The 25,314-nt window shown below is 70.5% G+C and carries 23 protein-coding genes; 11 read left to right on the top strand and 12 right to left on the bottom strand.

What is annotated here, in order from left to right; translation table 11 throughout:
* Window positions 1-23: 23 nt before the first annotated feature.
* Window positions 24-479 carry a hypothetical protein gene (locus O7553_RS28665; protein WP_281552660.1) on the bottom strand — a complete coding sequence of 152 codons (456 nt, stop codon included), beginning with the start codon at window positions 477-479 and terminating at the stop codon, window positions 24-26.
* Between the two features lie 182 nt (window positions 480-661).
* On the opposite strand from O7553_RS28665, the gene O7553_RS28660 reads away from it, so the two are divergent.
* On the top strand, window positions 662-1,402 hold the full coding sequence (locus O7553_RS28660) for a VIT family protein (RefSeq protein ID WP_281552659.1): 741 nt from the start codon (window positions 662-664) through the stop codon (window positions 1,400-1,402).
* Between the two features lie 40 nt (window positions 1,403-1,442).
* Here O7553_RS28660 and O7553_RS28655 read toward each other — a convergent pair whose 3' ends face one another.
* From O7553_RS28655 to O7553_RS28645, 3 genes are all read right to left on the bottom strand, one after another.
* Window positions 1,443-3,251 carry a hypothetical protein gene (locus O7553_RS28655; RefSeq protein WP_281552658.1) on the bottom strand — a complete coding sequence of 603 codons (1,809 nt, stop codon included), beginning with the start codon at window positions 3,249-3,251 and terminating at the stop codon, window positions 1,443-1,445.
* On the bottom strand, window positions 3,248-3,535 hold the full coding sequence (locus O7553_RS28650; protein ID WP_281555788.1) for a hypothetical protein: 288 nt from the start codon (window positions 3,533-3,535) through the stop codon (window positions 3,248-3,250). The genes O7553_RS28655 and O7553_RS28650 overlap by 4 nt, the downstream gene beginning before the upstream one ends.
* A gap of 216 nt (window positions 3,536-3,751) precedes the next feature.
* The gene (locus O7553_RS28645; protein ID WP_281552657.1) at window positions 3,752-4,009 is read right to left on the bottom strand and encodes a hypothetical protein; all 258 of its coding nucleotides are present in this window, start codon (window positions 4,007-4,009) and stop codon (window positions 3,752-3,754) included.
* 347 nt (window positions 4,010-4,356) lie between these two features.
* Between O7553_RS28645 and O7553_RS28640 the strand changes: the two genes are divergently transcribed.
* Complete coding sequence (locus tag O7553_RS28640) at window positions 4,357-5,613, top strand: XRE family transcriptional regulator (protein ID WP_281552656.1); 1,257 nt, start codon at window positions 4,357-4,359, stop codon at window positions 5,611-5,613.
* 659 nt (window positions 5,614-6,272) lie between these two features.
* Here O7553_RS28640 and O7553_RS28635 read toward each other — a convergent pair.
* From O7553_RS28635 to O7553_RS28625, 3 genes are all read right to left on the bottom strand, one after another.
* A complete protein-coding gene (locus tag O7553_RS28635; protein WP_281552655.1) occupies window positions 6,273-6,638 on the bottom strand; it encodes a hypothetical protein in 366 nt (121 codons plus the stop codon).
* Window positions 6,639-7,375: 737 nt separating this feature from the next.
* Complete coding sequence (locus O7553_RS28630) at window positions 7,376-7,735, bottom strand: DUF4180 domain-containing protein (protein ID WP_281552654.1); 360 nt, start codon at window positions 7,733-7,735, stop codon at window positions 7,376-7,378.
* On the bottom strand, window positions 7,728-8,192 hold the full coding sequence (locus O7553_RS28625) for a helix-turn-helix domain-containing protein (RefSeq protein WP_281552653.1): 465 nt from the start codon (window positions 8,190-8,192) through the stop codon (window positions 7,728-7,730). The genes O7553_RS28630 and O7553_RS28625 overlap by 8 nt, the downstream gene beginning before the upstream one ends.
* A 267-nt stretch (window positions 8,193-8,459) precedes the next feature.
* On the opposite strand from O7553_RS28625, the gene O7553_RS28620 reads away from it, so the two are divergent.
* The 7 genes from O7553_RS28620 (at window position 8,460) to O7553_RS28590 (ending at window position 17,117) form a co-directional block, all read left to right on the top strand.
* Window positions 8,460-8,939, top strand: coding sequence for a hypothetical protein (locus O7553_RS28620; RefSeq protein ID WP_281555787.1), 480 nt, complete (start codon window positions 8,460-8,462; stop codon window positions 8,937-8,939).
* Window positions 8,939-10,363 carry a hypothetical protein gene (locus tag O7553_RS28615; protein ID WP_281552652.1) on the top strand — a complete coding sequence of 475 codons (1,425 nt, stop codon included), beginning with the start codon at window positions 8,939-8,941 and terminating at the stop codon, window positions 10,361-10,363. The genes O7553_RS28620 and O7553_RS28615 overlap by 1 nt, the downstream gene beginning before the upstream one ends.
* Window positions 10,360-11,715 carry a VWA domain-containing protein gene (locus O7553_RS28610; protein WP_281552651.1) on the top strand — a complete coding sequence of 452 codons (1,356 nt, stop codon included), beginning with the start codon at window positions 10,360-10,362 and terminating at the stop codon, window positions 11,713-11,715. The genes O7553_RS28615 and O7553_RS28610 overlap by 4 nt, the downstream gene beginning before the upstream one ends.
* Before the next feature lie 75 nt (window positions 11,716-11,790).
* Window positions 11,791-12,906: an AAA family ATPase gene (locus O7553_RS28605; protein ID WP_281552650.1), complete on the top strand. Its 1,116-nt coding sequence runs from the start codon at window positions 11,791-11,793 to the stop codon at window positions 12,904-12,906.
* An 11-nt stretch (window positions 12,907-12,917) separates the two neighbouring features.
* Entirely contained in the window at window positions 12,918-15,929 is a 3,012-nt protein-coding gene (locus O7553_RS28600; RefSeq protein ID WP_281552649.1) for a DUF5682 family protein, read from the top strand.
* 241 nt (window positions 15,930-16,170) lie between these two features.
* Window positions 16,171-16,374 carry a cold-shock protein gene (locus tag O7553_RS28595; protein WP_123604240.1) on the top strand — a complete coding sequence of 68 codons (204 nt, stop codon included), beginning with the start codon at window positions 16,171-16,173 and terminating at the stop codon, window positions 16,372-16,374.
* A gap of 53 nt (window positions 16,375-16,427) precedes the next feature.
* Entirely contained in the window at window positions 16,428-17,117 is a 690-nt protein-coding gene (locus tag O7553_RS28590; protein WP_348650140.1) for a 50S ribosomal protein L11 methyltransferase, read from the top strand.
* 101 nt (window positions 17,118-17,218) lie between these two features.
* Here O7553_RS28590 and O7553_RS28585 read toward each other — a convergent pair whose 3' ends face one another.
* From O7553_RS28585 to O7553_RS28565, 5 genes are all read right to left on the bottom strand, one after another.
* On the bottom strand, window positions 17,219-18,343 hold the full coding sequence (locus tag O7553_RS28585) for a serine hydrolase domain-containing protein (protein ID WP_281555786.1): 1,125 nt from the start codon (window positions 18,341-18,343) through the stop codon (window positions 17,219-17,221).
* 211 nt (window positions 18,344-18,554) lie between these two features.
* Window positions 18,555-20,216, bottom strand: coding sequence for a peptidase (locus tag O7553_RS28580; RefSeq protein ID WP_281552647.1), 1,662 nt, complete (start codon window positions 20,214-20,216; stop codon window positions 18,555-18,557).
* Window positions 20,217-20,312: 96 nt separating this feature from the next.
* Window positions 20,313-20,978, bottom strand: a complete 666-nt coding sequence (locus O7553_RS28575; protein ID WP_281552646.1) for an FMN reductase — start codon at window positions 20,976-20,978, stop codon at window positions 20,313-20,315.
* Window positions 20,979-20,983: 5 nt separating this feature from the next.
* A complete protein-coding gene (locus O7553_RS28570; protein ID WP_281552645.1) occupies window positions 20,984-22,111 on the bottom strand; it encodes an LLM class flavin-dependent oxidoreductase in 1,128 nt (375 codons plus the stop codon).
* A gap of 75 nt (window positions 22,112-22,186) precedes the next feature.
* Window positions 22,187-23,581: a condensation domain-containing protein gene (locus O7553_RS28565; RefSeq protein ID WP_281552644.1), complete on the bottom strand. Its 1,395-nt coding sequence runs from the start codon at window positions 23,579-23,581 to the stop codon at window positions 22,187-22,189.
* Between the two features lie 104 nt (window positions 23,582-23,685).
* On the opposite strand from O7553_RS28565, the gene O7553_RS28560 reads away from it, so the two are divergent.
* Both O7553_RS28560 and O7553_RS28555 read left to right on the top strand, forming a co-directional pair.
* The gene (locus O7553_RS28560) at window positions 23,686-24,633 is read left to right on the top strand and encodes a type 1 glutamine amidotransferase (RefSeq protein ID WP_281552643.1); all 948 of its coding nucleotides are present in this window, start codon (window positions 23,686-23,688) and stop codon (window positions 24,631-24,633) included.
* Window positions 24,630-25,268 (top strand): hypothetical protein, encoded by a 639-nt coding sequence (locus O7553_RS28555; RefSeq protein ID WP_281552642.1) that lies wholly within the window; start codon window positions 24,630-24,632, stop codon window positions 25,266-25,268. Before O7553_RS28560 ends, O7553_RS28555 begins: the two co-directional genes overlap by 4 nt.
* Window positions 25,269-25,314: the final 46 nt, after the last annotated feature.

Raw genomic sequence — 25,314 nt, 5'->3', positions numbered from 1 at the left:
GCGGATCCGGGTGGCCGGGCAGGTCAGTCGCGGGCCCGGAGGCGGTGCAGCACGGCGGCGGCGACCAGGCCGTACGCCAGGTGCGGCACGATGTCCGACGCCCAGTCGGCAGCGCTCCACTGCCGCGGGTCGGTGACCTTGAGCAGGGTCATCGGCGCGTCCGAGCCGGCCATCGCCAGCATGGCGAGCAGCCCGGTTGCCGCCCAGACCGGTGCCCGGCGGGGGCCGGCCACGGCGTACAGCGCGCCGGCGCCGAGGCCGGTCGCGTAGCCGAGCAGCGGCCCGAGCCCGTCCCGGCGGTTGCTGGCGGTCTCGTCGTCGCCGAGGTCGACGTGCAGTGTCTCGGCGAGCCGACCGACGCTGCGCTGCGGGGTGCTGCTCGCCGGCCGGGCCCGGCCGGCCATGTCGAGGTAGGTGACCATGTTGAGGGCGCTGGTGCCGGCGGCACCGGCCAGCAGCCCACTCCAGATTCGCCGCATGGTCTGCCGCGTACCCGGTGCTCGGACGAGCTAACTCGGTGCCCATGTCCGCAGGCGGTCGCCCGAGCCACTGTGGTAACAACAGGAACCCTGTGCACACGCGTCCACCTGCGACAGGACAGGCTAAGCTTCGTTGCCGTGCCAGGACGCCCGCCGTACGGTGGCGGAGGCAGGTGATCTGAATGAAAGCCGAAGGTACGGGAGCCGGCCGGCCCAGCGCGATTCACGTGGGTGAACCGCACGGCAACGGGATCTCCACCCGGTTGAACTGGTTGCGGGCCGGGGTGCTCGGCGCCAACGACGGCATCGTGTCGACGGCCGGTCTCGTCGTGGGGGTGGCCGGCGCGACCATCGCCACCGGCCCCGTCCTGACAGCGGGCGTCGCGGGGGTGGCGGCGGGCGCCGTCTCCATGGCCCTGGGTGAGTACGTGTCGGTGAGCAGCCAGCGTGACAGCGAACGGGCGCTGCTGGCGAAGGAGCGCACCGAGCTCGAACGGTTCCCCGAGCAGGAGTTGGACGAGCTGACCGCGCTCTACGTCGCGAAGGGTCTGACCGTCGGAACCGCCCGGATGGTAGCGGAGGAACTGACGGCGAAGGACGCCTTCGCCGCGCACGCTGACGTCGAGTTGCGGATCGACCCGGATTCGCTGGCCAACCCCTGGCACGCAGCCGCCGCCTCGGCGGTCGCTTTCACCCTCGGGTCACTGCTGCCGCTGATCGCGATCCTGCTGCCACCACCCGACGCGCGGGTGGCCGTGACGTTCGCCGTCGTGCTGCTCACACTCGCGGTGACGGGTGCGGTGAGCGCGAGACTGGGCTCTGCCAACGCGGGGCGGGCGGTGGTCAGACTCGTTGCCGGTGGTGCCCTGGCCATGGCCGTCACCTTCGCCATCGGGCAGTTCGTCGGCGCGACGGTGCTCTGAGCCGACCTTCGACCACGCCGCCGACGAACTATTGCTGCGATCAACTTTTCCTCGGGTGGTCTGTGGTGCGGGTGTGGGTGCCGTCGGGGTGGAGTCGGACGGCGACGGGCTGGCCGGGCCGGGTGGCGGCGTGGCGGCGTATCTGCGTGATGCAGGTTGTGGTGTCGGTGGGGGTGCCGGCCGCTGCGGGCTGTTGCGGCACGGGGATCGGCGTTTCCGGGTCGGTGGGGATGGTGGCGCGCAGTGCGCCGTGCAGGTAGCGGTAGCACAGCGCGACGGCTTCGGGCAGGGCGGCGCTGGTGGGGACCGGGTCGACGGCCAAGCGTGTGGCCGGGTCGACGACCCGGACCGACCAGCTGTGGCCCTGGGACAGTTCGGGTCGGCCGATGGTGTTGCGGTGGTCGACGGTGGTGATGTCCAGGGCGAGGCCGAGGCCGCGAACCAGGGCGGCGAGTTCGTCGAGGGTGGGGCCGGGCCAACCGGTGGCCAGGACCATGATCCGGGCGCCGTCGTAGGTGGCGCCGACTTCACCGAGGTACGCGCCGAGCGGGTCGCCGCCGCCGTGGGGGACCTGGCTGACACCGTTGCGCAGGTGCTGGTCGATGACGTGTTCGCCGTCGATGTCGGTCAGGTCGGTCGGCTGCACGCCGAAGCCGGCGGCGAGCGAGCCGATCTGGTAGTGCTCGTCGAGCTGCCACACGGTGGAGCCGGACAGCCGGTCGGCGGGCACCAGGGTGGGCGGTTGCGGGCCGACGGCGGCTTCCGGGTCGCCGGTCGGTTCGCTGTCGGGTCGCCAGTTGCGGTGCACGGTCCGGCCACGCAGGTCGGTGACGGTGAGCACCGCGCCGCGCCGCACCTGGCGGGTGCCGTAACAGTCCAGGCAGTACGGCGGGTCGGGCCGGTCGGCGCACCGGCCGCAGGGGTGGGCGGGGATCGCCTCGCCCCAGTGTTTCGGTGCCGGCGGTTCCCAGCCGCGGACGAATCTGCCGGCGGTGTCGGCGGGTCGCAGGCTGGTGTGCCACCAGTGCCGGTTACGCCAGATGGCCTGCGCCCCGCCGTGCTGCTCGGCGTCACTGGTCATGCGGCGTTCGACCTGGTCGAGGTCGTGGCCGCCGGGGTGACCGTCCAACCCGACCGGTATCGCACGCCCGGTGAGGGCAGCCTCGGTGAGGTAGTGGGCGGGCAGCAGCGGGTTCGCGACGGTCAGGCCGGTCACCGCCCGTTCGGCGGGGATGGTGGCGAGCGCGGTCGGCAGGTCCGCGATCCACCGGTGCTGGTAGTCGGGCACCGTACCGCCGGCATGCTCGAACCGGACGTCCCAGCTCAGCCCACGCCCGATGGAGCTGGGCCGCACTTCGAGGACCAGGTCGACGTGCAACTGGTCGGCGAGCGCGCACAACCGGCCGAGCAGCCGGGCCGGGTCGCCCGGTGGCGGCGGCTCGACGCTGCGGCCGATCAGCACCAGCCACGGCGACACCAGCCGGTTGGTGAGCGCCGCAGCCTCCCACCGCAGCCGGTCCCGCTGCGGAACGGTGGGCTGCCACTGCCGGGGCAGCGTCAACCCGGACGACGGCAGCCGGCCCGGTTCGTCGGGGAAGTCCGGGTCACGCAACGTCGCGGCGGCCACCCCGGCACGGGCGGCGAGGTCGGCGACGATCGGCGCGTACGGCAACCACCACGTCCCACCCGGAGTCGGCAACGGGGTAAACGATCCGGGGACGAGACTGGTCGAGGCCACCTGCCCGGTGTCGAGGTTGGCGACGGTGAACACGCGTTGCGCCCGCCGCCGGTCCGTGCCGAGGCCGACGATGTGCAGCGAGCCGGGCGGCACCTTGTTGACGCCGTTCACGCCGCCACCCCCGCCCCGAACCGGTGCGACTGCTCGAACTGCTCCGACTGCCAGTCCCGCAACGCCTGCTTGAGCCGGGCGTTCTCCTCCCGGGTGGAGCCAAGTTCGGCGCGCAGCGCGGTCAACTCGTCGGCGACCAGGTGCAGAAACGCCCGCACCTCGACCGGGTCGCAACCACGCCGGACACGGTCGCCGAACGCGCGGTCGCGGACCAGGCCGGGGCTGATCGACGGCCGCACCGCCCGCCCGTACAAGTGGCCGGCAGCGTTCGGGGCGGGCCGCACCGGCGGACGCGGCCCGGCAGCGGCGTCGGTCGGGCGCCGGTTGTGGCGGGCGATCTCGGCGAGCAACCGCCGGTTACGCCGGCTCCGCACCGGAACCCGGCGGAACAGGTCAAAGAACCTACGCACAGCAGGAACCACCTTTCACACAGTCGAAAACCTTCAAGGGGTACGGATGGAGAGCACACGGTTCGCGTCGCAGTGGTGCCGCCGCGCTGGTCAGCGGTGCCGGCGCGGGCGGGGCGCCCAGCGGAGACCGTCACGCTGGACGAAGATCTCCCGCCGTTCACGGGCCTCGCCGTCGGCTGCCAACACGTAGCCGGTGAGCCAGACCCAGCCGTCGTACGTCAGCTTTTTGTCTACTGTCGTCACCCGGAACCGGAAACCCCGCCCGGCCGCGAACTGCACACTCGCCCGACCATCGATGATCAACTCGTCACCGGGGCGGGGATCGGCCGGGGACCGGTCGTCCGGCACGCTACCGATCAGCCGCCGGCACCGTCGTCCGACCGCAGTCGGGACACCACCGCGACTTGACCTTGAAACCGAACAACCCCACGAAGAACCCGAGCAGGATTCCGGAAACCAGGGCACCAAGCGCCACCATGATCAACCCTTCCCATTGGCTGGGGCGGCCAATTGGCCGCCGCCGTGTTTAGCACCAACTCACCTGGCACCAAGCCAGATCTTCCGCGCCTTCTGGTTGACCATCAGATGTCCATAGAGCAACGATCCCACTCGATCTTGATAGGCGGCAGGTGTCACGGCGGTGACAGGGCAGAGTCCCCTGCCATATCACCCCTGGGTGGTGGATACTCGAAGCCATGAGGGATGAGCTTGAGGAAGACTCCCGGCCGGCGTGGGCGCAACGGCTTCGCTCGGAGCGAACTGCCCGGGGGTGGTCCCAGAGTGACGCGGTACGGGCGCTCAGGGCGCACGCATCCGAACCACTGCCCTCCGACATCGCCCTGTTGCGCAACTGGAAGCGGTGGGAAGCTGGTAGCTCCGAGCCCGACGTCTTTTACAAGACGCTGATTGCCAAGACCTACGGTACCGTCACGGCAGCGTTCTTCCCTCGCCAGGGTGGGGCAAATATCGAAGCGGACCTGCTGGCAGACAGTGGCCTGGAAACCCTGGAGATTCTCTCTCGCATTCGCGCCTCGGATGTCTCGGCAGCTATGCTTGACGCACTTCGCATTGCGGCCGATCGACTCTGCTGTGAGTACCCCTACACTCCCCCGTATCAGCTCTATGTCGAGGGAAAGGCGTGGCTTCGACGCCTCATGAGTCTCATGGATCGCCGTTTAACGCTCGCGCAGCACAAAGAGGTTCTATCGCTTGCTGGTCTGGTTGCCTTGCTCGTCGGGTGTGTCGAATACGACCTAGGGCTACGGCGGGAAGCGGAAAGCACCCGTAAGGCGGCGCTGGCCCTCGGCGAGGAGGCGGGCGACGCTGCAGTTGTCGGGTGGGCGCACGAGATGCGCGCATGGTACGCGCTAACACAGGGTGACTACCGGGGAACGATAGCCGCCGCTGATATAGGGGTGACAAAGGTCCCCGGTCAAAGCGTTGCTGTGCAACTAGCAGCGCAGCAGGCCAAGGCATGGGCACGTATCGGAGACCGCAGAAAAGTAGAGACGGCACTTGATCGGGGCCGGTCACTCCTAGAGTCACTGCCCTACCCAGAGGATACCGACCACCATTTTGTGGTTGACCCGTCGAAGTTCGACTTTTACGCGATGGACTGCTACCGGTTGGCCAGAGAAGATCAGCTCGCCGAGATTTACGCTCATGAAGTCATACGGTCTTCCACCGACCCAGACGGCACCGAACGGAAGCCCATGAGGAACGCCGAGGCTCGTTTGACGCTAGGCGTGGTAGCGGCGCGGAGAGGGGAAATTCAGGAGGCAGTGGCCTACGGCCGACAAGCGCTGTCGGGCGACCGCAGGTCCCTACCGTCACTCCTCATGTGCTCCCGAGAGCTAGGGCAACTGTTGCAGGAGCAGTACCCGAAGCACCCTGAGGCGCTAGCCTTCCTGGACGAGCTACGAGTCCTCAGCAGCCCAGCAGGCCCCCGGTAGCCCAGAAATCCATCCACGGGTGTTGCAGTCAGGGCAACAGATCCGGTTTCGCCCATCTCCGAAGACAGCCTCGCCGGATCCTGCACACAGCTGGCAGGTCGAAGCGGAGGGCGGCCGGTCCGGCATGAGATGTCTCAACTCCGGATAGCGGCGCGCTGCCTGGACATGGGCGAACTCGTGCTCGTTGGCATCGGCGGGGCGCAAGCTACCGTCGTCTTCATCGATGAGCACCTCGCCCGACTCCGACATGAGGAAGGAGATCCCCAGAGTGCCGTAGACACCGAGCAGTCCGAGCTCCCGCGCCATCGCGGCAGCGGGATGGGCGGACGAAGCTTGGTCCTCGACGAGCCTCGCAAAGTCCCCAGAGACTTCCACGAGGCGAACATACTCTCAGACCCCACTCACCGGTCCCCATCGCATCCTGGCCGGTCGGCGTCCGAGGTCTCGTCAGCCTGGCCTGATCTGTTCATCGAGGACCCTGATGGAGGCGACGACCAGGGGCGGTCGCTGCAAGAACGACGCGGACACATGGGCACGCCAGGCCGCCTGTGACTGGACGGTACACGTCGAAGCCCGCGACATCCGCTACGCACGATGAGTAACGGTGTAGGTGACCCGGCTCCAGGATGCGGTATGAGTGACGATGTGCGACAAGTGGACTACTCGATCGCTGCTTCCAAGACCCAGGAGGTGGGTCGAGGACGGCCGGGGAGGTCAGTGCGCCCGGTGGACCACAGGAGCACCTGGACCGGATCGCCGGCTGGGGCGTGAGGAAAGATCCGGGTCAGCACGGCGCTGCAAAGTGATCTCGGCGGATGCCAGTGGATGCCGAGCCCTTCGGCGATGTCGTAGGTGTGCACCAGCGTCTCGTTCACGCCCAGTGCCGCGAAGCCGCTTGCGTCGGTCGGTCCCCAGTGCCAGCCCCGTACCGACGGGTCGGATGCGGCCAGCATGGCGCACAACAATCGTCCTGCGCCGGTGACTGTTCGCAGCACATCGCGGGGAGACGCGTCGTCGCGTACCACCAGGTCGAACGGGAGGTACGCGGAGTCGGGCCGGGCGGCGAGTTGCCGGCGTACGCGAGAAGGTCATGCGCGACATGGGCATACGGCTCTATCGGAACCTGACTGCGGGCTGGTGACTCTGGGTGATCGGTGTGTTGATCGGCACGTGCGGACGCCGGGCCGCTGCTGCCGTTGCGTCGAGTGGAGGGCTCAGGCACGTAATTCGCGCGAATAACGTTCCTGAGCCCTCCACTCGATGGCATACCGAGACTTGACGGACAGAGGTTCCGCACATCGGCATGAGGGGAAGCCGAGGCAACAGTTGGCTCGGCAACACCCGTCACGCAACGCCACCGACCTGCACCTCCGGCAGGTGGGCGGCCAGACTCCGGACCTGGCCCGAACCCGGCTGGTGCGCTTGCCCGTACCCACCTCGGCGAACCGGTCTATCGACAACCGGCAACCTGGTCTTTGTCGGGCCTCGTAGCGCGTATCGCGATCCACAGAACAGGCCAGATAGCCAGTAGGCAGATAGCGAAGTTGCGGCGAGACCAAGAGTTGAGGGACCTCATCCGGGCGGTTGCCTCCTTCGTAACTGATATGAGGAAGCGCTACCAGGAAGGCGAGCAGACCGCCGCTCAGTACATGTAGTCGCCGCACTCGCTTGCTGATGATCCACAGCGGCTGGTCGACCTGACACGCTGGGGATGTGTCAGACCAGGCGCATCCGATCGCCCGGCTCAGCTGAGGCACCCGGCTCAGCTGAGGCGGGCGGCGAGGGTGTCGAGGTCGTCGACGAACCAGACCTGGTTGCCCCGGTTCGACTCGACGACCAGGTCACGCAGTGCCGTACTGCCGGCGGTGTGGCCGGTGATGTCGCCGACCACGACCAGCCGTAGCCGGTAGTTGACGAACTTCTGCATGATGCCGCCGGCCAGCCCGCTGCGCAGCGCGAAGAAGCGTTCGTCCAGCCGTGCGACCGGGACCGCCACGATCTCGGCACCGGCGAACGTCTGGCCGATCACGTCCAGCGCATCCTGCTCGCTGGCGATTGTCGGCCCGTCGGCGGCGCAGACCAGCACCGGCACGCCGGCCAGTTCGACGATCTCGTCAGCCATCGTCTCCCGCCCTCTCCCCGCTGTCCGTTCGGAACATTCCGCTGCCCGCCCGCGTCACCGCGTCGATCGTGGACAGGATCTCCGCGACCGCGTCCGGGCCACCGAAGACGACGATCTTCAGCCGGTCTCGCGCCGGGTCGTACCCGGTCTGCAGCCGCAGCGGAGGCGTGGCCGACGCCCGGCTGCCGCCCTGCGCCCCGGCGACCAGCAGGGTGCTCAACCGGTCGGCGTCGGTGGACGTCAACCCGTCGACGTCGACCACCGCGGAGACCTCGACCACCGGGTCGGCCGGCTCGGCGGAGCCTGCGGACCCGGCCGGACGGCCGGTGAACGCGTCAAGGTCGGCCGGTGCGATCCGGTACTGCTTGCCGATCCGTACGGCCGGCAGCCGTCCGTCCCGGATGTAACTACGCACCGTACGCACGTGCAGGTCAAGCTGCTCTGCGACTTCTTCCACCGAGAGCCACGACTTCGCCATTCTTCCCCATCAGCATCTATTCGATGTACGGCAGGGAAGTTTAGCGTATCAGCTGGTCGCCGACCACGATCCGGGCCGGTCACCGCCCGCCACCCCGGTTTGTCGCACCGGGGCGATACAACTTCTCGGGTACGGATCACCGGTCCGCAGCCCGCCGTCTGAGATGACGGCTGACGACGGCTGCGGTCGACACTCCTGGAGGGCAACCCAGTGGACGCGGACGACGCCGCCTGGCAGCGGCGAAGCATGGTACGGGTGGTGCCCACCGCACGACCCCGCAAGCTGGCGAAGGTCCCCTTCGTCGAGATGGCGGACGGACGCCTGCAGGGCGTCGTCTCCAGCGGCTCCGACATCGGGCGGGTGTACGTGTCGTCGGTCGCCGCCGGCAGCTACGAGGTCAGCTGCAGCACCAACAACAACCGGCCGTGCGGCGGGCTGCGCGGCGGCGACTACGCGTGCAACCACCTGACCGCGCTCGCCGACGAGGCCGTCGTGCAGTACGGCGGCGACCGGGTCGCCCGCTTCCTGCGGCTGGAGACCCAGGACGAGGTGACCAGCGGCAACGAGATCTTCTGGGCGATCGGCCGGACCACCCTCGCCGGCGCGTCGCCGGCGGCGGCCGTGTTCAGCCGGTTCCTGCACCACCTGTCCTACCTGGATCTGCCGGGGGCGGTCGAGCCGCTGCCCGAGCTGAGCTGGTTCCCGGCCGGGGCGGGGGCCCGCTGATGCGCGGGGCACAGCTCGACGACCTGCGCGACGGCGTACCGGCCGGGGTCGCTGAAGCGCTCGACGTGGTCGACCGGTTCGACCAGGCGATGACCGGCGGCTTCGGCCGACTCGACCCGCACGGTACGGCGGCCCTGGCCGACCTGGCCGGCGCGGTCTCGGCCACCCCGCTCGGCGCGGCGGCGGTCGAAGCCGTCGACAAGGTGACCGCCGGCTCGGTCGGCGAGGAACAGTTGCTGCTGCTGGCCGCCGCCCGTACGGCCGTGGTGGGCGCGGTGCACGACGCGCTGCGGGGCCGGCTCGACGGCACGCTCGGCCGTGACCGGGCGCAGTGGACGGCACCGACCACCGCCGCCGCTCCGGCCGACGGACGACTGTTGGCGGCCCGCTCCTGGCTGGCCGAGCTGGCCCTGGCCGGCTGGCGCAACGTCGACCACGACCTGGTGTCGGCCAGCCAGCAGGCGCTGACCGCGCTGCTCGCCGACCCGGCCCGACGGCGGATCGCGGTGCTGCTCGACGGGCTCGCCGACGAGCTGCGCTACACCAGCCCGGTGGCCACCATGGAGCGGATCCCGGCCCGTCGCTGGGCCGACCTGTGGACCCGCGCCATGCTGCTGACCAGCCCGCAGAGCGGGCCGGCCGCGCCGGAGACGGTCTCCGGCCGGCTGCTGATCGTCGGCGCCGACGTGCAGGAGCACGCGACCGCCGTACAGCTGCAGGTGCACGCGGTGCTGGAAGCCGGCGGCGGGGGTGGCGACGCCGATCGGTCCCGGCTGGTCCGGGTCAGCGTGTCCGCCGCGAAGGTCGACACGATCGTCGGCCCGGTGGTGTGGCAGCTGCTCGCGGAGCATCCGGTGCTGCTGGCCGCCCTGGCCGGCCGGCTCAGCCTCGACGTCACCGACCTGCCGCTGCTGCCCGGCGGCGACCTGCTCTGGCGCGACGACCAGGCCCGCCCCGGCGAGCCGACCGACCCGTTCGCCGTCGCCCGGGTGCAGCTCGGCGAGGCGGTCGCCCCGGCCGTACCGCCGCTGGACCGACACCCGGTCGCCATCGCCGAGCCGGTGCTGCTGGAGGGCTACACGGTGGTCACCGACGACGCCGGGCTCGGCTTCGAGGTCGACGGCACCCGGGTCGCTGTCGACGTCGACCGGCTGCCCGGCTGCGGGCCGATCACCGCCGAGCTGCTGGCCAAGTCGTCGGCCTGCATCGGGCTGCTGCGCTGGGACGGTGACGCGGCGGCCGGCCCCGGCTGGTCGGTGCAGCCGATCGGCATGCAGACGACGGTGAAGCGCAAGCAGGTCGACCTGCACACCGGCGACTGGGCGCAGGGGCCGACCGACGCCAAGATCGCCAAGGCGGTGGCCCGCTCCGGCGACAGTATCGCGATGCTCCGGGAGCGGGCGGGACGGTTGCTGCGGAAATGACCGATTCGATGATCAACTATCACGAGAACCGGCGCCAGGTGCTCTACTGGCGGCTGCTGGCCCGGCTGTTCGACGGGCAGGAGCAGGCCGCGCTGGAACGCACCAGCATGGCGGTGGTCGACGAGCTGGGGCTGCCGGCCGCGCTGCTCGACCCGTCGGTCTCCATCGACACCGTCGTTCAGCGTTTCCCCGAGCTGGCCGACGAGCTGCCCGGCCTGCTCGTGCCGCAGGCTGAGGACGAGAGCATCGGCGAGCAGCCGGCTGCGTGCGGCTCGGAGGACGACCAGGCCGCCGGCGAGTCGTCGGTGCAGGTCGGGGCCGACGAGGTACGCCGCGCCGCGCTGGCGTCGAAGCTGCTACTCAACGTCTTCGCCACCGGCAGCGGTGACGTGTCGGCCGGTCAGCTGGCCGGCTGGCAGGCCGACGCCGGCTGGTACCAGCAGGCCTGCGGGGCCACACCGGGGCGCCGCGACGGGGTGCTCGGCACCATCGAAGCCGACCTGGTACGGCGGATGCGGCTGCGCGAAGTGCTGGCCGATCCGGCGCTGGCCAGCCAGCTCACCCCGAGCATGTCGCTGATCGAGCAGCTGCTACGGGACAAGTCGAACCTGTCCGGGGTGGCGCTGGCCAACGCCAAGGCGCTGATCCGGCGGTTCGTCGACGAGGTCGCCGAGGTGCTCAAGACCCAGGTGCAGCAGACCAGCGTCGGCACCATCGACCGGTCGGTCCCGCCGAAGCGGGTGTTCCGCAACCTCGACCTCAACCGCACCATCTGGAAGAACCTGCCGAACTGGAGTCCGGCCGACGAGCGGCTCTACGTCGACCGGCTCTACTACAAGCAGACCGCGAAGCGGACCACCCCGGCCCGCATGATCGTCGTCGTCGACCAGTCCGGCTCGATGGTCGACGCGATGGTCAACTGCACCATCCTGGCCTCGATCTTCGCCGGACTGCCCAAGGTCGACGTGCACCTGGTCGCGTACGACACCCGGGCGCTGGACCTGACGCCGTGGGTGCACGACCCGTTCGAGGTGCTGCTGCGCACCCAGCTGGGCGGCGGCACCGACGGCATGGCCGCGTTGGAGCTGGCCCGGCCGAAGATCGCCGACCCGCGCAACACGGTCCTGGTGTGGATCTCCGACTTCTACGAGTGGAAGTCGCAGGAGGTCTTCGACGGGCTGCAGGCGGTGCACCGCAGCGGAGCCAGGCTGATCCCGGTCGGCTCGGTCTCCAGCGGCGGCCAGCAGAGCGTCAACCCGTGGTTTCGGAAACGGCTCAAGGACCAGGGCACCCCGGTGCTGTCCGGGCACGTCCGCAAACTCGTCGTCGAGCTCAAGAACTTCCTCACCTGACCTGACTCTTCGCCCGCTCACCCTTTCGACTCGCCGTACCGATCCCCCGAGCCTCAATCTAGGAGAAACCGCACCATGACCGCAGAGATGCTGCGCGCCCCCGCCGAAATCAAGTACGCCGAGGAGCTCGACTGGCTCGAATCGATCGACGACAGCCCGAAGCCGTACTCGTGGCGGCTGAGCCCCAAGATGGTGCGTCTGTTCATCCTCGGTTCCGAACGCGCCGACGGCCTCGACCGCGAGGTCCCGCAGAAGTGGTTCGGTGACCGCAGCTTCGTCGAACGCAGCATCGTCACCCTCGCCTCCGACCGGGGGCTGCTGCTGATCGGCGACCCGGGCACGGGCAAGAGCTGGCTGGCCGAACTGCTCGCGGCCGCGATCTGCCGCAACTCGACCCTGGTGGTGCAGGGCACCGCCGGCACCACCGAGGACCACATCAAGTACTCGTGGAACGTGTCGATGGTCATCGCCAAGGGCCAGTCCCGGCAGTCGATGATCCCGTCGCCGATCATGACCGCGATGGAGCAGGGCGTCATCGGCCGGTTCGAGGAGCTGACCCGCTCCACCAGCGACGTGCAGGACGCACTGATCTCGATCCTGTCCGAGAAGTACGTCTCCATCCCGGAGCTGGACTCGGACAACATCGTCTTCGCCCAGCCCGGGTTCTCCATCATCGCCACCGCGAACAGCCGCGACCGGGGCGTCAACGACCTGTCGTCGGCGCTCAAGCGGCGGTTCAACTTCGTCCGGATCCCGGTGATCACCAACCGGCGCAGCGAAGCGGAGATCGTCCGGTTCCGCACCACCGAGCTGCTGCGTCGCCACCAGATCGAGCTGGAGGTGCCACCCACCCTGCTGGACGTGCTGTTGCAGAGCTTCGCCGACCTGCGCAAGGCCGCCGCTTCGGCGACCAGCGACGACGAGAAGCTGGAGTCTGCGCTGTCCACCGCCGAGCAGATCGGTGTGCTGGAGGACGCGATCCTGCACAGTCAGTTCTTCGGTGACCGGACGCTGCGCGCCGAGACCCTGGCCAGCTCGATGGTCGGTTCGCTGGCCCGGCGCAGCCCGGAGGACCTGGCGATCCTGAACAAGTTCTGGCACGGGGTGATCGAGCCGCGCAGCAAGGCCGACGGTGGCGAGTGGCCGGCCTTCCTCGAAGGCGGCCGGCAGAGCATCGCGACCCTGTCATGAGCGAGCCCGTCATGAGCGAGCCCGTCACGGGTGCGCCGATCACGGGTGCGCCGATCACGGGTGCGCCGTCGGACAGCCGGTTCGGGGCACTGCGGGAGCAGTTGGCGGACGCCGCGACGGCGTTCGCCGACTCGCCCGACGCGCTGACCGACATCCTCGCCGGCCTGGTCGACGACGTCGACCACGCGCTCGGCGAGGAGCTGGAGATCTTTCCGGTCTGCCATCACTCCCCGTCGTCGGCGCTGGCGATGGTCCGCCGGCTGCGCGACAAACAGCCCAAGGTGATCTATGTGGAGCTGTGCGAGGACCTGCAGCCGCTGCTGATCGAGCTGCGCAACTGCGAGCTGCCGGTGGCGTTGCAGGCCTTCGCCAGCGACCTGGACGGCTTCCCCGCCGGGGCCGGTCCGTTGAGCGTGATCGCGCCGATCACCGAGGCGTCCGCCGAGTACCAGGCGATCGCGTACGCGCTGGAGACGCCGGGGGTGGAGCTGCTGCTGGTGGACCGCTCCACCGACCACGTCTTCCAGTGGCAGTCCGACGACCGGACGGACCCGGCCGCCGCTGCGGACGGCGACGACGAACCGGCGCAGCAGAGCGGGCAGGGCCAGCAGCAGGGCCAGGCAGACGGCGAGGACGACGAGAAGGCGCTGCACGGCGACGCCGTCGGTGTCGGCATCGGCGACCTACGCCCCGGGTTCGCCGAGTTGGAGGCGTACCTGCTGCACCACGGCAAGGTGCGGCACTGGTCGGAATGGTGGGACCAGTACGTCGAGCAGCCGCTGATCGGCGCCGACCACGACACGTACCGGCAGGTCATGGTCATGATCGGCAGTCTGTTCCGGCGGCTGCGGCCGAGCGACGCGGCGCGACTCGACCGCGACGAGGACCGGGAACGCTACATGTGGACCCGGATACGCGAACACCTTGCCGCCTACGGTGCCAACCCGGCCGACTGCCTGTACGTCTGCGGCGCGTTCCACGCCGCCAGCCGGGTCGAGCAGTTCGGCGTCCGGTCGACCGCGCCGTTCGAGATCACCGCGCCGACCGGCACCAAGTGGCGGTACGGGCTGATCCCGTCCAGCCACTCGGCGATCGAGGCACAGTTCGGGCTGGCCGGCGGCACGGTGTCGATCGCCGCCAGCACCTGGCAGAAGGCGCTGACCGGCAGCAGGGTCACCCCGTACCGGCTGGCCGGGCAGCAGGGCGGGCGCAAGAGTTCGGCCCGCAAGCCGAAGAAGGCGGCGCGGCCAGCGACCGGCAACGGCGGCGGTACGGCGGGGGCCGCGGTCCCTGGTGACGACCGGCTCAGCGGCTTCCTGGCCGCCCCGAGCCGGCCCGGCGAGCTCGACGAGGCCGAGTTGCGCGGCTGGTCGGTCGACATCGTCCGGCTGGCCCGGCGCAACGGCTACCTGGCCAGCACCGCCGACGCGATCGCCATCTTCGAGACGGCGGTGCTGCTGGCCGGGATGCGCAACCGGCGCCGGCCCACCCCGTACGACTTCGCCGACGCCGCGGTCACCTGCATCGAGAAGGACGTGGTGCCGGGCCGGCGCGACGTCCGCCGGCTCTGCGAGATCATGTTCGGCGGTGACCGGATCGGTCGGGTCGGCTACGACGCGATGCCGCCGCTGGCCCGGGACGTCTACGACCGGCTGGCACCCATCGGGTTGGACCCGAAGCGGCGTACCGTCCAGCGGGCACTGCTGGACCTGCACGGGCAGCCGGAGCTGCGACCCTGCTCCGATCTGCTGTGGATGCTGCGACGGCTGCTGCCACCGGAGGTGGTCCGGCCGATCATGGGCGAGCGGCGGCTCGGCGAAAAGTCGGTCCAGGAGAGCTGGGACGTCGCGATCGGTCGCCACCAGCGGTCGATCATCGAGCTCGGCTACGAGGGCGTGACCATCGAGCAGGTGCTCGAACAGCGGCTGCGCCGCGCGGCCTGGGATCCGCAGGCCACGGCGGCACACGCCCTCGCGGCGGTCGAGGACTCACTGCTGTTCCTGAGCAACCGGCGGCTCACCGACGAGCTCGGTGCCCGGGCCGTGCAGTTACTCGCCGCCGAACGCACCGCCGACGGGGCACCGGAGGTGTTGCAGCGGATCCGGCAGCTGCTGGCGTACTACCGCACCAGCGGTGAGCCGGAGCTGCCGGCCTGGTGCCAGGACTTCGTCAGCACCGGGTACGCCCATTACTGCACCCTGCTGCCGACCGCGTTCGTCGACGACGAGACCGGGCTGCGGCAGGTGGCGGCAATGCTGGGCTTCCTGATGACCATGGAGAGCGTCGCCATGGCGTTGGGCTGCGACCGGACCCAGCTGGAGCTGGCGGTCCGCCAGTCGCATCCGGAAGTACCGGCGAAGATCGCGTTGCACTGGGCGGCGCAGTCCCAGCTCGGTCAGCTGCCGCTGGCCGAGCTGCGCGAGCGGTGCGCCGATCTGCTGGCCAGCCCGCTCACCGTCGGGACGTTCCCGCACTACCTGAGCGGGTTCGTGCAGGCGTTGGAGCCGGTGCCGACGTTGACACCGTTCGTGGTGGAGGTGCTGTCGGCGGCGTTCGGTCATCTGCCCGACCCGGTGCTGCTGCCCTGGCTGCCGATGCTGATCACCACGCTGCGCGAGCAGGCCGGCGAGTTGGTGCCGATCCTGGTCCGAGAGGCCGGCCGAACCTTCCCGGCCTCGCTGCCGGCGCTGGATTCCTGGGCCCCGCCGTGGGCCGCAGCCGCCCCGACCGCCACGCGGACCGGCTCGCCGGGCGACGTCGCGGGATCGGCGGCGGAGGCTGCCCGGTACGCGATGTCCGGGCCGGCACCGCAGCTGCTGGCCGAGTTCCCGCTGGCCGCTGTGGCGGTGGCGGACCTGCTGGACTGCGCGGCCGACCCGGTCGGTGCCGCAGCCGCCGCGCCATCGGCCACTGGGGCCGGCCGGGCCGGCGGGGATCTGGCGGTGGCCGACCTGCTGGAGCGGTTCCCGGCGAGCGCGGCCGGGGTCGCCGCCCACGTCGGACTGGTTCCGGCCGCCGGTTGACAGTGACCCGGGGGGGCGCCGGTGCCGGCGGTACGCCGCCGGCACCGGCGAGGGCGGGGCACTCGTACCCCTCGACATGCTAGGTTTGCCGCGTTGCAGTTGATTTCTTCATGCCGCCTGCCTGATCGCAGCCGGCAGCAGCCGGGCATTGGCAGATTCTGCCGGTCTCTCCGGACGGAGATTGATGAGTGCGGCAGCAGAGGTCCGCATGTCGCGGACCCGTCACCGGCTAGGAGCAGACATGGCAATCGGCACCGTGAAGTGGTTCAACGCTGACAAGGGTTTCGGCTTCATCACCCAGGACAGCGGGGAAGCTGACGTCTTCGCCCACTTCACCGCGATCGCGTCCAGCGGTTTCCGTACCCTCGAAGAAAACCAGCGGGTGGAGTTCGACGTCGAGCAGGGCCAGAAGGGCCTGCAGGCGGCCAACATCCGGGTGATCTGAGGTTGTCCCCGTCCCTTGGGACGCGACCGTTGACGGCGTCGTCCCAGGGCGGGCTGGCACCGGATCCCCTCCAACGGCAACTCTTCGACGACGCCGCCGGCACCGACAGCGGCGGAGCTGACCAGCTCCGACTGACCAGGGTGCCGCTCGCGGCGGAGATCCAGCTGTTCCTCGCCGACGATCCGACGCTGCTCTGGGCCCGGTTGGAGGCTGCCGCCGGCCGGCGGCTACCGCCGCCGTACTGGGCCTCGGCGTGGGCCGGCGGTCAGGCACTGGCCCGCTACCTGCTGGACAACCCCGGCCTGGTCGCCAGGCGGCGGGTGCTCGATGTCGCCTCCGGCTCCGGGCTGGTCGCCATCGCGGCGGCAATGGCGGGTGCGGCGACGGTCACCGCCAACGACATCGATCCGTACGCCGCGACGGCGATAGCGCTCAACGCCGTGGTCAACGACGCCCGGCTCACCACCACCGTCGACGACCTGCTCGACGGCACCGTGACCGAGGTGGACCTGGTGCTGGCCGGCGACGCGTTGTACAACGCCGAACTCGCCACCCGGGTGCTGCCGTTCCTCAGCCGGCTCGCCGACCGGGGCGTGCAGGTGCTGGTGGGTGACCCGGGCAGGGGCCACTGCGCCTTCGACCGGCTCGAACCGGTCGTCAGCTACCACCAGCTCAACGCGGGCGCCGCCGAGGACTCGTTGCTCGACCGCACCCAGGTACTGACCCTCCTGCCGCATCGCTGACTTGAAGTCAGCAAGTGAGCGCGGAAGCGGCGCAGGGCCGCCGCGTGGTCCCGGCGCGCCGGACGGCGCAACCGGGACCACGGCCAGCGGTCGCCGTACGGCTATCCGACCGGTACCGGCCCCGCGTTGCCGGGCAGCCGGGTCACGCTGGGCGGCAGCTGGGCCGCACCGGTGGACCGGCTCGCCGACGCGTCGGTCGGGCAGAGCGCGGTCAGCAGCAGCGTCTGCCAGGCGATGTCGACCGGGTGCGCGTCCGGGAACCCGATGTCGTAGTGACTGAGGTTGATGCCGGTGGACAGCTGGCGCGCACCGTCCCGGCTGTGCAGCGAGATCGTCAGGTGACCGAGCACCGCACCGTCGTGTCCCCAGAACTCGCCGCACGGCAGCGGCGCCGAGTAGATGCCGAGCCCGTAGCCGCCGAACTGCGGTGCGGACGGGTCGAACGGGACCGTGGTGAGCATCTCGTCGAGGGTGTCCGCGTCGAGCAGTTCACCGCCGAGCAGCGCCCGGTAGAACGTGTTCAGGTCGGCGGTGGTGGCGATCATCTCGCCGGCGGTCCACGCCCAGCTCATGTTGAACTCGCCGAGGTCACGCACACCGTACGACGCGAAGTAGGCGCCACCGTGCGGGCCGCGGATCGTCGGGTCGACGCCGGGGAAGTAGGTGCCGGTCAGCCGCAGCGGCCGCAGGATCCGCCGCTGCACCTCGGTGGTGGGGTCGTTGCCGGTGACCGCCTCGATCAGCAGGCCGGCGAGGATGTAGTTGGTGTTGGAGTAGCTGAACATCGCGCCGGGCGGGTTGGTGCGCGGCATCGCCAGGCCCGTCGCGACCAGGTCCGCCGGCGGGTACGTGGTGACCTGCATCTGGTCGATCGCGGCGTACGAGGTGAGCATCGCATTCGTGTAGTTGCCGATGCCGCTGGTGTGGTTGAGCAGCATCCGTACCGTGACCTGCTCGCCGACCTCGCCGGGCACCGTCTCGGGCAGCCACTGCCCGATCGGGTCGTCGAGCCCGAGCCGGCCTTCGTCGACCAGTTGGAGCACCGTGGTGGCGACGAACGTCTTGGTGATGCTGCCGATCCGATGCCGCATCCACGGCTGCATCGGGCGGGGTTTGGTGGCGTACGCGTGGCCGGCGGCGGCCTGCCACTCGTGTCGGCCGTCGCGGACGGCGGCCAGGACGCCGGGTACGCCGGCTTCCGGCACGTCGTCGAGTACGGACTGCAGCTCGGCGCGGTCGATAGCGCCGCCGGACGAGCCGCCCGACGCGTGTCCACCGGCGGACGGGCCGGTTGACGGGCTGGGTCGCGCGGCGGCGGACGCTGGCACGACGGCGATCGCCGCCACCAACGTCACGCTGGTGGCGGCGACCCGGAGTGTCCTAAAAAGGCTAGACATATTTACATGTTGACGGCCTAGCCGGTGTGACGCATCGTGCTCAGGTGCGAGAGCCGGCTCCCGCTGGCGGACGACCCGGCCTCGAGCCCGTCTGCCGCCGTACGGTCAGCAGCAGCAGTGCGACGCCGAGCGCCACCGCGACCGTGCCGACACCGGCGGCCGTGCCGACCGGCGCGCCGGTGATCGGCAGGTAGTCGCCGTCGCCGGCCCCGCCGCCACCCGGTTCGTCGTCGGGATCGTCGCCCGCACCGGTGAAGACGATGGCGACGGTGTTGTTCGACGGGTCGGATTCGGTCGACGGCCCGCCACTGTCGGCGACGACCGTTCCGTCCGTACCCGGCGTCGATTTGATCTTGAGTTGGAGGGTGTGGGTGATGCGCCCGCCGCCGGACGCGGTGGCCGGGAAGAGGCTCTCGAAGTTGCACCGCAGCGCCGGTGACTCGGGCAGCCGGGTGCCCGGCTCACCCTCGGTGTAGCACCAGTCGGACGGCAGCAGGACGGTGCCCGACGGCGCGGTGACGGTCACGCCCGGACCGCCGCCGTCGGACGGCCCGTTGTTGACGACGGTGAAGGTCAGGTCGACGGTCTCGCCCGGCTCGCCGGTCACCGGCTCGGCCGTCACCGCGATGTCGAACGTGTTCGGCTTGGTGTGTACGGCGAAGTAGTCGACGTTGTCCTCGGTGTCGATCTCCTCGGTGTCGATCTTTTCGAGGAGCGACGCCGCCGAGCGGCCGGCCGACGCCTGGGCCTTCGCCAGCGCCTCGTTGATCGACTTCCCGCCGGCCGTCGACGCCCGTGCCTGCGCCTGCGCCGGGTCCTCAGCGACCAGCCGCGCCTCGAACGACCCGCTCGTCTCGCCCGGACCGGCCAGGTTGTTGCCGAAGTACAGGTCGAACAGCGACTCGCCCTGCTCGTCGACGAGGAACAGGGTCTCCCCCGGCGCCAGCGGGATGGTCAGTGCGCAGCTGACCCGACTCGGGCCGTACGCGTACCCCTCCGTCTTCGGGTCGTTCGGCCAGTAGGAGGTGTAGTCACAGTCGGTGTACTCGTCGACGAAGCCGACTCCGGTCGGCAGGTCCAGCCCGATCGTGTAGCTGTCGGCGGTGCTGTCACCCTCGTTGAGCACTGCGGCGTACAGCGGGGCGGTGTCGCCCGGCCCGACCGGATCCGCTGCGCTGTTGATGTCGTCGACCATGGCGACCAGGTCGGGGCCGGAGGCCAGTACGGTCACCGGGAAGGTCTCGGTGTTGTTGGCCGGGTTGGCGTCCTGCTCGGCCGAGCTGATGGTGACGGTCATGGTGCCGGCGTCACCCGGCGTGGCACCGGCCCGGCTGACCAGCCGCACCGGGTAGATGTGGTCGGTCAATCCGGCGGCGAGGGCACCGTACGCGCAGCTGACGACCCGGTCGGCGATCTCGCAGCCGGGGTGGTAGGCCGCAGCCAGCTGAACCGCGTCGTCGACGCCGGTGGCGTCGACGACGATGGTCACGTCGCTCGCCGGCGCATCGCCGTAGTTGTAGACGTACATGCCGAGGGTGACGCCGGAGTTGTCCACCTCGGCGACCGGCTCCCGGTCGAACGAGACGAACAGGTCCGGCCCCGGGTTCTGGGCGGCGGCCGGAGCGGCCGCGGCAACGACGAGGGCACCGGCGAGCAGGGCGCCGGCTCCGAGCCGGCGCCAGCCGGCTGCGTTCAGCATCATGATTCTCCTGTGGACGGGACAGAGCCGGACTCTATCGACAGTCCGCGAGGTCTGCTACCCCGATTCCGCCACCGGGACCAGATTGCGTCCGAGATTTCACCCGCGCTTCGAACTACTCCGCAGCTGCTCGAAGTCGGTGGTCAACGCGAACGGGTCGGCCACCCGTACCGGCTCCCGGCGGTGCATCTCGGCGGCCAGCTCCCGCCCGGCGCGGGAGATCCGCCCGCGCAGCGCCCAGACCTGGTCACCGCCGTCTGCGGCCTGGTCGCCGACCTTCTCCCCGGCCCAGTCCTCGGGGCCGGCGAAGACGGCGGTCGGCAGCACCACCGCACGCAGGTAGGCGAACATCGGCCGCAGGGCATGCTCCAACGTGAGCGAATGCCGGGCGGTGCCGCCGGTGGCACCGATCAGGACCGGCTTGTCGAGCAGCGCACCCTCCGGCAGTACGTCGAAGAAGGCCTTGAACAGCCCGCTGTACGCGGCGTTGAACACCGGACTGACCGCGACCAGTCCGTCGGCGGCCGCCACCGCGTCCAACGCCTGCTTCAACGTCGGTGCCGGGAAACCGGTCAGCGTGTTGTCGACCACCTCGTGGGCATGGTCGCGTACCTCGATCACCGTCGTCTCCAGCTGCCCGCCGAGGCCGGCCAGCTCGTCGCGGACCGCCGCGGCGAGCTGGTCGGCGAGCAGCCGGCTGGTCGACGGCTGGCGTACTCCGGCGGTGACGACCGCCAGCCGACGGCGGCTGGTGCTCGTGGTCATCGCCGTCACACCGAAGCCGGCGCGGCCGAGTCCGCGTCAGCCGTACTGTCTGCTGTGCTGCCGTCCGCGGCGGCGACCAGGGAGGCGTGGGTGGGTGCGTCCGGCACGTGTGCCGGCCGGCCCACTGCGAACTCGCGCCGCAGCACCGGCACGACCTCCTCGCCGAGCATGTCCAACTGCTCCAGCACCGTCTTCAACGGCAGTCCGGCGTGGTCGATCAGGAACAGCTGCCGCTGGTAGTCGCCGACGTACTCGCGGAAGGTCAGCGTACGGTCGATGACCTGCTGCGGGCTGCCGACGGTGAGCGGAGTCTGCGAGCTGAAGTCCTCCAACGACGGACCGTGCCCGTAGACCGGGGCGTTGTCGAAGTACGGCCGGAACTCGCGCACCGCGTCCTGCGAGTTGCGGCGCATGAACACCTGCCCGCCGAGGCCGACGATCGCCTGGTCGGCGGAGCCGTGGCCGTAGTGGGCGAAGCGTTCCCGGTAGAGGCCGACCATCCGCTGGGTGTGCTCCTTCGGCCAGAAGATGTGGTTGGCGAAGAAGCCGTCGCCGTAGTAGGCGGCCTGCTCGGCGACCTCCGGGCTGCGGATCGAGCCGTGCCAGACGAACGGCGGTACGCCGTCGAGCGGGCGCGGCGTCGAGGTGAAGCTCTGCAGCGGGGTACGGAACTTGCCCTGCCAGTTGACGACGTCCTCGCGCCACAGCCGGCGCAGCAGGTCGTAGTTCTCGATGGTCAGCGGGATACCGTTGCGGATGTCCTGGCCGAACCACGGGTAGACGGGGCCGGTGTTGCCGCGCCCCATCATCAGGTCGACCCGGCCGTCGGCCAGGTGCTGCAGCATCGCGTAGTCCTCGGCGATCTTCACCGGGTCGTTGGTGGTGATCAGCGTGGTCGCGGTGGACAGCAGCAGCCGCTCGGTCCGGGCCGCGATGTAGCCGAGCATGGTGGTCGGCGACGACGGCACGAACGGCGGGTTGTGGTGCTCGCCGGTGGCGAAGACGTCCAGGCCGACCTCTTCGGCCTTGAGCGCGATGGCGACCATGGCCTTGATCCGCTCGCGCTCGGTCGGCTCCCGACCGTTGGTCGGGTCGACGGTGACGTCACCGACGCTGAAGACGCCGAACTGCATGGTCTGCTCCTCCTCGCGGCGAGGGCCGGTTGGAATTCCCTCGGACTACCCGGCCAAACATAGTTGCTGCGTCAACTATTCCGCGAACGCGCCGTCGATGAGGTGGGCCTCCAGCGCCCGTAGGAACCGCTCGATGTCGTCGGTCGAGAAGTAGGTGGTGTCGGCGGTGAGCGCCAGCCCCAACCCGTCCGGCCGGTCGACGATCTCGATCCGGGTACGCCAGGTAAACCGCTCGATCCGCTGGGCGAGCCGGAACGTGGTGCCGGCCGACGCGCCACGTACCGCCGCCTCGTCGATGTCGCGGCCGAACAGGTCGCTGTCCGCCGACAGCCGGATGTCGTTGAGGTAGCAGTGCGGGTTCACCCCGGTTGCGTACGGCAGGCCGGCCGCGCCGAACGCGTCGCTGAGCGCCTGCGGGTCGTAGTAGGCGTGCCGGTACCCGTCGAGCGCCGCCCGCCACACCCGGGGCAGCAGGGACGCCATCCGGCGGTCGCCGGTCAGGTCGACCGGCACCAGGGCCAACTGGTTCAGCTTGGCGATCGCCTCCGGGTAGCCGTCCAGCATCCGGTTGTTGACCATCGTGTGCATGCCGACCAGGTCGTTGCCGGAGCATTCGCCGACCACCAGCGCCGCCGCCGCGAGCAGCACCGTCGAGGTGGTCGTCCGATGCCGTACGGCGAGCATCCTGGTCGCGGTGTCCGCCGCCGCCGAGGTCAGGACACCCCGCCGGAAACGCGGGGTGGCCGGCTCCCGCTGCGGCATCCGGGTGTCGCGCGACAGCCGGCGGGTCACCTCCACCCAGTACGCCGCCGCCCGCGCCGACCGCCGCCGGTGGCTCTCCCGCTGCTCCAGGTCGGCGACGTCCGCCGACTGCAGACCGGGTGCGTCGTCGATCCGGCTCCGGGCCAGCAGCAGCCGCAGGTCGCGCAGCACCAGCTCGGCCGCCCGGAAGTCGACCGTGGTGTGGCTGAACACCACCACCACCTGATGCGGTACGCCGTCGCGGGTCACCACCGCGACGCGCTGGGGCCAGTCGTCGGCGTGCGCGAACGGCTCCGCCGCCAGCTCGTCGGCGACCCGCTGGGCGACCGCCGCCGGATCCGCCGACCCGCCGCCCGCCGCGTCGCCGGAGTTGCCGCCGGATTCGGCCGGCACCACCAGCACCGGTAGGTCACCCCGGTCGGCGACCAGTTGACGGGGCTCGTCGCCGGCCAGCTCCAGCCGGGTGCGCAGCGCGGTGTGCCGCACCATCAGGGCGGCGATCGCCGCGTACACCCGCTCCGGGTCGGAGCGTGCCCGGCGGGGCACGGCGACGTGCCGTTTGAGGGCGAACATGGTCTGGCTGGTGCCGTGCCGCCGGAGCGCCATCCACAATGCCCGCTGGCCCCAGGTGATCGGGGCGGTGCGCGCCGGATCCGGCGCGACGAACGACACCGTACGGCGGCCCAGGGTCGACAGTTCGGTCACCACGTCGACCAGTATCAGTGAATGTGCTGTCACCCGACAGGGTCGAGTAAGCGCTTTCCCTCGACCGATCGGCCGATGATCTCCACCTGGGCGGTAGTCTCCGGCAGGTGCCCCACCACACGCGCGCGCCCCACCAAATCCGGGACCGGATCCGACTGCTCTTCGTCAATACCCAGGAACGCGCCGCACTGACCGCCCTCGGCCTCCCCAGCTATCCGCAGTGGATCGCCGAGGCGACCGGGCTGGACCCGACGCAGATCGTCACCGTCGACGTCGCCGACGGGCAGCCGCTGCCCGACACCATCGAAGCCGACGCGGTCATCGGCGGCGGCTCCGGGCACTCCGCGTACGAACACCTGCCGTGGATCACCCGGACCAAGGAGTTCTTCCGCGCCGCCGCTGCCGCCGGCGTACCGGAGCTGCACATCTGCTGGTCACACCAGGCCCGCGCGGAGTCGATCGGCGGCCGGGCGGCGATCGGCGGGCACGGCCGCCGGTTCGGCGTCGACACGGTACGGCTGACCCCGGCCGGTCGGCTCGACCCGCTGTTCACCGGGCTGCCCGACGAGTTCGACCTGTTCACCTCGCACGTCGATGTGGTCGAGCAGGTGCCGGCGCGGGCCGTCGAGGGGGCGGTCGTCGAGCTGGCGTACAGCCGGGTCTACCGCAACGAGACGCTGGCCATCGGCCCGACCGTACGGACGATCCAGGCCCACCCCGAGATCACCGCGAGCATCATTTCGGCGCTGGCCCGCAGCCGACGCGGCGCGCTGGTCCGCGAAGGCTGGATCGGCCCGGACGACGCCGACCTCGACGCCTTCACCGCCACCCTGTACGCCCGTGAGGCGCAGATCGTCGCGACCTCTCGGCGGCTGATGGCCAACTGGCTGCGGTACCACGTCCGCCCGGGTGTCCGGCCCGACACCGCTCCGACCGGCACGCCGTCCGCTGGTGCTGGCGTCGGTGTCGCCGCCGGTGCTGGTGTCGTCGCTGGTGCTGGTGCTGGTGTTGGTGCTCATGGCGGGGTGCCGGCGGCGGTCGGCGGCGTGTTGTGAGCGTCGTCCTGCCAGCGGCGCGCAGCAGCGCCGAAGCACGCCTCTACGTCGAGCTGCATCCGTGCGGCTGCGGTGAAGCACGGTTCGAGCCGCAGGTCGAGGTGGTCGCGCTCACCGACGGCGACCTGGCCACCCGCTACCAGGGCAGCTGTGCCGGCTGCGGCACCGCACGGGAGTTCCTGTTCCGGCTGCCCGCCGAGCCGGTGCACCCGCCGGCAGGCGCTGCTTTTTCGTACGGTGGCCCGGAGCCGTCGCAGCTCATCGACCCCGGCGAGTGGATTGCCGTCGCCGACCGGTACGCCGCCCTGGTCCCCGCCGACTTCGCCACCGCCGGGCCTGCCGCTCCCGGGCCTGCTGCTGCCGGGCCTGCTGCTGCCGGGCCTGCTGCTGCCGACCCGGTCACGCTCGATCCAGCACAGCGGCGGCGGGCCGCGGCTGCCCTGTCCCGGGCCGTCGCCGCGCTCGACGAGGCGATGAAGTTCATCCCGGCCGACGCCGACGAGGTGCCGGCCGACACCATCACCAGCGACACGGGACGACGGATGCGACGACGCGAACCGGGCCGGTTCCGCCGCGACCGCCTCACCGCCCTCCGCGACACCTACACCGCCCCTCTGCAGGTCAAACGACGCTGATCCTGAGTAGTGGAAGGCTGGCGCAGCTCGGCTCAACCACCGGGCT

Origin of the sequence: Solwaraspora sp. WMMA2059, assembly GCF_027497315.1 — a bacterium.
Taxonomy (GTDB): Bacteria; Actinomycetota; Actinomycetes; order Mycobacteriales; family Micromonosporaceae; genus Micromonospora_E.
The sequence above is the reverse complement of the archived record's forward strand: the minus strand, read 5'-3'. Positions and strand labels throughout refer to the sequence as shown.

Coding starts and splice junctions, on each gene's coding strand:
- O7553_RS28665 (WP_281552660.1), bottom strand. CDS start 479: ATGCGGCGAATCTGGAGTGGGCTGCTGGCCGGTGCCGCCGGCACCAGC.
- O7553_RS28660 (WP_281552659.1), top strand. CDS start 662: ATGAAAGCCGAAGGTACGGGAGCCGGCCGGCCCAGCGCGATTCACGTG.
- O7553_RS28640 (WP_281552656.1), top strand. CDS start 4,357: ATGAGGGATGAGCTTGAGGAAGACTCCCGGCCGGCGTGGGCGCAACGG.
- O7553_RS28630 (WP_281552654.1), bottom strand. CDS start 7,735: ATGGCTGACGAGATCGTCGAACTGGCCGGCGTGCCGGTGCTGGTCTGC.
- O7553_RS28620 (WP_281555787.1), top strand. CDS start 8,460: ATGGTACGGGTGGTGCCCACCGCACGACCCCGCAAGCTGGCGAAGGTC.
- O7553_RS28615 (WP_281552652.1), top strand. CDS start 8,939: ATGCGCGGGGCACAGCTCGACGACCTGCGCGACGGCGTACCGGCCGGG.
- O7553_RS28610 (WP_281552651.1), top strand. CDS start 10,360: ATGACCGATTCGATGATCAACTATCACGAGAACCGGCGCCAGGTGCTC.
- O7553_RS28605 (WP_281552650.1), top strand. CDS start 11,791: ATGACCGCAGAGATGCTGCGCGCCCCCGCCGAAATCAAGTACGCCGAG.
- O7553_RS28600 (WP_281552649.1), top strand. CDS start 12,918: ATGAGCGAGCCCGTCACGGGTGCGCCGATCACGGGTGCGCCGATCACG.
- O7553_RS28595 (WP_123604240.1), top strand. CDS start 16,171: ATGGCAATCGGCACCGTGAAGTGGTTCAACGCTGACAAGGGTTTCGGC.
- O7553_RS28580 (WP_281552647.1), bottom strand. CDS start 20,216: ATGATGCTGAACGCAGCCGGCTGGCGCCGGCTCGGAGCCGGCGCCCTG.
- O7553_RS28575 (WP_281552646.1), bottom strand. CDS start 20,978: ATGACCACGAGCACCAGCCGCCGTCGGCTGGCGGTCGTCACCGCCGGA.
- O7553_RS28570 (WP_281552645.1), bottom strand. CDS start 22,111: ATGCAGTTCGGCGTCTTCAGCGTCGGTGACGTCACCGTCGACCCGACC.